At 62.0% G+C, this 6,084-nt stretch carries 5 protein-coding genes; all 5 read right to left on the reverse strand.

Features of this window, described 5'->3' with window-relative positions:
* Window positions 1–11 precede the first annotated feature (11 nt).
* The 5 genes from OZ411_RS39025 to OZ411_RS39045 all read right to left on the reverse strand — a co-directional run bounded on the left by OZ411_RS39025 (window position 12) and on the right by OZ411_RS39045 (window position 5,362).
* Complete coding sequence (locus tag OZ411_RS39025; protein ID WP_282532204.1) at window positions 12–1,310, reverse strand: HlyD family type I secretion periplasmic adaptor subunit; 1,299 nt, start codon at window positions 1,308–1,310, stop codon at window positions 12–14.
* Window positions 1,311–1,363: 53 nt separating this feature from the next.
* Window positions 1,364–3,190: a type I secretion system permease/ATPase gene (locus OZ411_RS39030; RefSeq protein ID WP_130576916.1), complete on the reverse strand. Its 1,827-nt coding sequence runs from the start codon at window positions 3,188–3,190 to the stop codon at window positions 1,364–1,366.
* A gap of 463 nt (window positions 3,191–3,653) precedes the next feature.
* Complete coding sequence (locus tag OZ411_RS39035) at window positions 3,654–3,905, reverse strand: hypothetical protein (protein WP_282532201.1); 252 nt, start codon at window positions 3,903–3,905, stop codon at window positions 3,654–3,656.
* Window positions 3,906–4,186: 281 nt separating this feature from the next.
* The gene (locus OZ411_RS39040; protein ID WP_130576914.1) at window positions 4,187–4,555 is read right to left on the reverse strand and encodes a hypothetical protein; all 369 of its coding nucleotides are present in this window, start codon (window positions 4,553–4,555) and stop codon (window positions 4,187–4,189) included.
* Between the two features lie 51 nt (window positions 4,556–4,606).
* Window positions 4,607–5,362, reverse strand: coding sequence for a hypothetical protein (locus OZ411_RS39045; RefSeq protein WP_282532202.1), 756 nt, complete (start codon window positions 5,360–5,362; stop codon window positions 4,607–4,609).
* Between the last annotated feature and the right edge of the window lie 722 nt (window positions 5,363–6,084).

The raw sequence follows: 6,084 nt of genomic DNA on the forward strand, positions 1-6,084 counted from the left end.
CCGAGCCATCGTCAAGTCTCACGGAAGCTTCGCCATAGCGCGTCGCGGAACGGCTTGGCGAGGTAGTCCAGCATCGTCCGCCTTTCGGTTACAACCAGCACTTCCACGGGCATGCCTGGAATGAGATCGACGCTCGGCGCCAGCGTCTTCATCAGTTCCCGGTCAACCGCGACGCGCACAAGATAATAGGGTTGATGCTTGGTTTCATCCATGAGGCGGTCAGCGGAGACCGTCCGGACGGTGCCTGGAACGTTAGGCACATTGCGGCTCGAATAGGCAGTGAACCGGACCTTGGCCTCGAGGCCGCTATGCACCGCCTTGACGTCCCTCGGCTGCAGTCGCGCCTCAATGATCATTTCATCACTTTCGGGCACGATGCTCATGATGGGCTCGCCTCGCTGAACCACTCCGCCGATCGTCCTGAACTTGATGTCGACCACGGTACCGTTCACGGGAGCGATCACCACGGTACGCTTGACTACGTCGGCACTGGCCTGCAGCTTCTCGTTCACCTCCGCGAGCTCGCCGCGAACCTTGTCCTGCTCGGCTGCGATCTGATCGGCCCGCTCGGCCTCGACCGAGAGGATTTGGATTTTCGCTTCGCCGATCTTCTCGCGGGCCCGTGCGATCTCTGCGACGTGCTCGCCGCGCCTTCCGACGATCTCGGCCTCAGCGCGCCTCAGCCGCAGCGCCTCCGGCTTGGGCATCATCCCACGTGCGACCAGATATTCCTTCGCCTTCAGCTCCTCGCCAATGAACTCGATCTGCCGGGACGCACTTTCGACTTGTGCTTCGGAGCCTTGGATCTGTTGCAGCAGCTGCTCGACGCGCTGGGCCAGGATGTCTCGTCGCGTTGCGTGCGTGGAGCGTCGAGCGTCCCAGACCTTCTGCTGTGCCCCGACGATATCCCTGATCTGCTGATCCGATGAGCGCAGCTCCGGGGGCCACTGGATGTGGCTCTCTCCTGCCCTTTCGGCGTCCAGTCGCGCCTGCCTGGCGAGCAGGGAAAGCCGTTGCTGCACCAGCGCTTCGTGCGTGGCGCGCGCTTGGGTGCTCTCGAGGACGGCGAGCGTCTGGCCCATCTTGACCGCCTGCCCCTCGCGGGCGGGCAGCTCGGCGATAATGCCGCCCTCCAGATGCTGGATGGTCTTCTTGCCGCTGTCCGGGTTAATCACGCCGGGCGCGACCGCACCGCCGTCGAGATAGACCAAGCCACCCCATCCCACGAAGATAACGACGAAAATCAGGATCAGAACCTTGCCGTAGCGGGCGGGACGCCGGATGTCAGGCTTATGCGGACCGAACGTCACGCTGACCGGGGAAAGCCGCGTATACAGCGGTGCAATCCTTTCGACGTGATAGGTCATGAGACACCCGCCATAGCCTTGGCGTTGTGGTCGCTCTCGTTTGCCGGGCTGCGACCGGACGAAAGCCGGCGGGGCCCTTCGTGATCGCCACCTTGAGGGATGAACTCGCCTGCCCGCGCCTTTAGTTCCTCGAGCACCTTATCGCGCTCGCCGAACATGACGACGTGGCCTTCCTTCAGGAAGAGGACTTTGTCCGCGACCGACAGCGTGGACGGCCGGTGTCCCACCAGGACCAGAGCGACGCGGGAACGCTTGAGGTTTTCTATCGCCTCAACGAGTGCGGTCTCTCCCGCCTGGTCGAGATTGGCGTTGGGCTCGTCGAGGACAATGAATCGCGGATCGCCAAATACGGCACGGGCCAGTCCTATTCGCTGGCGCTGACCACCGGACAGCCGCACGCCGCCATCGCCAATGTGTGTGTCATAGCCTTGCGGGAGATGCTGGATCATTTCGTGGGCATGGGCAAGCCTTGACGCTTTCAGGATCGCCTCGTCGTTCGCCACCTGCATGCGGGCAATGTTCTCGCGAACCGTGCCGGTGAACAGCTCGACATCCTGCGGCAGGAAGCCGATGTGTTGGCCGATCTGCTCACTGTCCCAGTGGTGGACCGGGGAGCCATCGAGCCGGATCTCTCCGACGTCGGGGATTGCCAGCCCGACCATCAGCCGGCACAGCGTGCTCTTGCCCGCGCCGGAGGGACCAATGATCGCCAACGCCTCGCCCGGCTCGACAGCGCATGACACCTTGCTGAGTATAAGCTGCCCGGTGTTGCGCGCGATGTAGCTTAGGTCTTCGACGACTACCTTGCCGCTGGGGGTTGGAAGCACCGTGCGGCGCCGGGGCGCCGGATTTTCTTCGATGGCTTTCTTCAGGCGGTGATAGGAAAAGCGGGCGCCCATGAAGTTGCGCCACATGGAGATGACAAGCTCCACTGGCGCGAGCGCGCGTCCGAGCAGGATGGAAGCGGCGATCATCACGCCGGCACCCAGTTTCGACTCGACCACCAGCCAGGCGCCGACGCCGAGGATGGCCACCTGAACAAATAAACGGACGAACTTGGTGGTGGCCAGCACGAAGCCGCCAACGTCGCCTGACCTGCGCAGGCTATCGACGACCGTCGAATTGATCCTGGCCCAACGCTGGGTCATCGCAGGAAGCATGTTCATGGCTTGCACGATTTCGGCGTTGCGGATGGTCGCCTCCGCCATTAGCGTCGCCTCGATCTGCTTCTTGTTCGCCGTCGCGGTCGACTTCCGGGTGGCGACCTCGTTGGCGATGCTCAACAGGAACAGCACCACCGCCGAGAAGATCGCTACGCCTCCGAGCATAGGATGGAGGATCCAGATCAGGCCGACGAAGATGGGGACCCACGGCGCGTCAAAGAAGGCCGACAACCCCTGCGTCGCGATGAAGTTCTGGATCTGGGAGATGTCGCGCAGGTGCTCGAGGCCGGAGGGATCCCCATTCAGTCGGCCGCGCACGGCGCAAGCCAGGTAAGCTGGTCCGAGCTCCTCGTTCAGCCAGCAACCGACGCGAATCGTGACGCAAGTCCGCAAGGCATCGAGCGCGGACATCATCGCAATCGCGATCATCGCCATCAGGGTGAGCATCACAAGGGTCTCGATCCGGCCGGTGGTCAACACGCGGTCGTAGACCTGAAGCATGTAAACCGGCGGCGCAAGCATCAGCACGTTGATGATGAGGCTGAAGAGCGCGCAAGTGCGGAAGGCCGAACGGCAGGCTCTGACGGCACATTGAAGGTCAGTCGGGCCGCTCGATTCGCGACCTGAGGAGCCAGTTTTGTCGGACGATCTCTGCCGCATGTTTCATCTCCGGCCGGCTTGACTAAGGAGTTACGCGAAAGCGGCAGATTGGCCGTCCCTGGGCGACCTACTTGGACAGCTTGAAGCCGTACCGGCGGCTGGCAGCTGCCATGGCCTCAGCCTCACCAGCCCCAGCCGGACCACCAGTCGCCGCTCTCGACGAACTCGAGGACCGTCCCGATCCAGCGGCGATGGCGCGTGCGCGACTATCGCGGACGATCAAATCGGCATTGCTACATAGGCTGGCTCGCGACAGCTCGATGATGATTGACTCCGAACCGTCGTCGACTTCGAAATGAACTATCCGGCCACCAGCTTGATAACGCTTGCGCATTACGGAGCTCTAGTTAGCTGCATTGGAGTTGCCGAACCGTGCGCCGTTTGCATACGTCGACTGGGGTCGGCGCTGAGCGCCGGCAGCAGATCGACTGCTGCCGGCTCGCTCAAAGCGATCACCCGCCTATTAGACTACGAAGTTAAAATCCACCGGGTTGGCCTGGGACACCGACTCCGAAGCGGAACTGGAGCCCATCCCCTGGACGGCTAACGTTTGGGTCAAGGTCTCGGTGTGCGTCCAGGCGCCCATCGCATCAGCGGTCGCATTGCCAAGGGCTGAGTTGAAAAGGGCGAACGACTCGGTGAAGATCGACTTATCGATGTCGACGGTGTCGGCAATATGCACCGCTTTGGTGAAGTCAAGGAAAGAGGCTGCCATATAGCTCTCCTGTTCGTGTTGATTTCGCGTTGATCAGCCGCACACGCAATGACTGCGGCCCTCCGCAGATGCGGAGGCTACGGACCGCGATTTGCGGCATCAAAGGTTCATTCGACTGATTGGTCTTCTGGCGTAGCCTATGACCGCGGCGACATCATCTTTGGGACTGCGGGACGGCCGATGGCGGACGATGTGCAGATCGCATTGCCGCGTTTCAACGCAAGAACTCGTCTCGCGCGACTTCAGCGCTGCCGGCCGAAATACAGATTGCATGGCTGCGGCTACAGCAGTCCGTGCAGCGACGAACTCACCAGGTCATACCCGGAGAAGGCGTCGCCAGCGCCGTGAGTCGAGACGAACGTCAGGGAGACATCAACAGAGGTGGGCGTCGGGCCATACGGAAAATCAATCGACCAGTGGCTGCCCTGCGAGCTCGTCATGTATCCGCCGGTCGCGATGACGTCCGTTGTGGCGCTAGTCTCTGGTGTGCCGGGCGCGGTGTCCTGGGCCACCGCGACAGCCGCCGCGTAGCCGATCGCGGCGCCGGGCCACGCTGCCGTGCTGGCTACCGTATCGGTCATCGTCTGATCGCCCAGCGCCAGGGCCGTGCTGGAGACGTCAACGAGGAACGTATTGATGCTTCCGGCCATCGCCAATCTCCATGTGTGCCAGGAACCGATCCTCTAGGGGTGGGCGCGCGGCTAGAGCGCCACGATTCCCACCGCATTCACGAACGAGAAGTGGTTTTCGATGGTAAGTGCATTGGTAAAGGTGGCGGACAAGGTGTCGGCGCCGTGCGCCTCGGCCAGTGCGAGCACTTGCGCGAAGTTGCCATAGAACGGGTCCTGCCCGATCGGCTGACCGTGGCCGAAGGGCTGATCCACGTCGATGACGATCGTCCCGTGCGGCGGCGACCATCCATGAATATCTATCGAGAAGTAGTCGAGTTCCGAGCGCGCCCAGGCATCGTAGGGTCCACGCTCCGATTGGCCGATTTCGTGCTCGAAGACGAAATCGGCACCCGACACATCAAGATAAGTGTCGGCGGCAGCGAGCGCGCCGCCTGGATTGCTTCCGTAGGCCGACGCCTCGAAGATCGCCTTGCCCATTGCGATCGAATAGTCGCCCCTGTCCTCGGCAAAGTTGTCGACGAAACCGGTAACGTCAGAGGCCTCGCCCGCGGCCATCGCGCCCCCGCCGATTACGGCGAGCAGGCCATCCGGGCTTTGGTGATGTTGATGCCCACCACCACGCTCGTCCCAGACATGGTGGTGATCGAACACGTCGATGCCACGATAGGTGACCGACACTGGCATTGTGACCGCTGGCCCACGATCGTCATAGACCTCCCCTCCAAGCGGGCCGAAATCGGTATTGCCATCGTCATGATCGAAGGTCCTCTGTTGCTCGGGATGGCACTTGCGGAAAGAAGCCTTGGCGTCGGCTTGCGTGTTCATGATCCCAGTCCTGATCGAAATTGGAGGTGCCGATAGTAGAAGTGCAGACACCGCGGCGACTAGTAGCCTAATGGGCTACACGCCGTTCCGCGCCGACAGCCAAGTGTGTTCAAGTGGATGAAGGGTGATACATCAAAAGAATTAAGCGGCGAAGGCCCATAAACCGGGAGACCGACGAGGTGAAACAGCATCGCCTTTCGCATACCGTAATGCGCGACAGTGCGGCGGCGGTGGGTTGGCGCCAAAGTCAGGAGGGTTCAGGTCTTGCTTTCTTCGATCCTGTCGAGATGCTTCTGGAGCTCGTCGGTGGCGTCGTGGATGCTCTCGCCATTTCGTCGCGACTACTGCGGCATGTCCGTTTGGGGTCAACAGGCGCCCTTTCGCTCCCGGTACGATGATTTCCGGTCAGGCCCAGCGAGCGGACATATTCGGAGTCGGCCGGAAGGTCTCAGACGGGGCCATCAGCCGACATGATTGCTTCTGAATCTAGGAGCCCGGGCCTCGGAGCAGCACCGGTCGAGGTCTTGAGATCAATCCGACCGCCGGGGGCCGAGCAACCACCCGATCTCTGAGCGGAACGCAACCCTCTCTCCGGCGTCGGAGACTGGACTCCCAAGAGTGCCGACACACCTTCCCGACGAAACGACGTGTGGGCAGTCGCAAACTGTCATCTCAAGCGTTCGGCCGCCGCCAGCGTTGGCGCTGGATAGCGGGCATAGAGG

This window comes from Bradyrhizobium sp. Arg237L, from assembly GCF_029990105.1.
Taxonomy (GTDB): Bacteria; Pseudomonadota; Alphaproteobacteria; order Rhizobiales; family Xanthobacteraceae; genus Bradyrhizobium.

Bases quoted from the DNA above. Each gene is read 5' to 3' on its own strand.
- OZ411_RS39030 (WP_130576916.1), bottom strand. From the start codon at position 3,190: ATGCGGCAGAGATCGTCCGACAAAACTGGCTCCTCAGGTCGCGAATCG.
- OZ411_RS39035 (WP_282532201.1), bottom strand. From the start codon at position 3,905: ATGGCAGCCTCTTTCCTTGACTTCACCAAAGCGGTGCATATTGCCGAC.
- OZ411_RS39040 (WP_130576914.1), bottom strand. From the start codon at position 4,555: ATGGCCGGAAGCATCAATACGTTCCTCGTTGACGTCTCCAGCACGGCC.
- OZ411_RS39045 (WP_282532202.1), bottom strand. From the start codon at position 5,362: ATGAACACGCAAGCCGACGCCAAGGCTTCTTTCCGCAAGTGCCATCCC.